This window comes from Chitinimonas prasina (assembly GCF_030160395.1).
Lineage (GTDB): Bacteria > Pseudomonadota > Gammaproteobacteria > Burkholderiales > Chitinimonadaceae > Chitinimonas > Chitinimonas prasina.
On record NZ_BSOG01000048.1, the window covers coordinates 1 to 646 of the forward strand.

The 646-nt window shown below is 68.4% G+C and carries 1 protein-coding gene; it reads left to right on the forward strand.

All coding sequences use genetic code 11. The features are described from left to right. Positions 1–114 precede the first annotated feature (114 nt). On the forward strand, positions 115–646 hold a 532-nt coding region (locus QQK16_RS21060; RefSeq protein ID WP_308447098.1), incomplete at its 3' end, for a hypothetical protein.

Below are 646 nucleotides of genomic sequence, written 5' to 3' on the forward strand. Positions count from 1 at the left end.
CGCTGGAGGCCTGGAACCACCGCGGCATCGGGCCCCGCGTCCGAGAAACGCTCAGCAAGGCGTGGGAATACTGGCTCTGATACAAGCGACGAACCCGTTGCCGGAGCCCTGCCGATGAAACTGTCACCGCCCGCCCGATCCCTCGCCGTCCTGTCGGCCGCCCTGCTGGCCACCGGCCTGTGCGTCGCCCAGGGCAACCCCGCCGCGCTGAAGTCGCGCCACGCCGCGCTGCAGCCCCAGCTCGCCCAGAACGCCTACGGCCGGCCGCTGCACATCGAATCGTTCGAGAGCGGCGACACGCTGCGCGGCGAGGTGCATGCCGTCGTGGACCACCCGTTCCCGGAAGTGCTCGACATGCTGAAGTCGCGCGACAACTGGTGCGACATCCTGATCCTGCCGTTCAACGTGAAGCAGTGCCTCGCGCCGAAGGACTCGTCCACCATCTCGCTGCGCGTGGGCCGCAAGTCCGACCAGCCCGTCGAGGACGCCCACCTCGTCGCGTTCACCTACAAGCTCGCGGCCAGCAGCGCGAGCCACCTCCAGGTGCAGTTGAGCGCCGAGGAAGGCCCGCTCGGCACCCACGACTACCGCATCGTCGTCGAGGCCATTCCCATCGACGCGAAGCGTTCGTTCATCCACCTCTCCT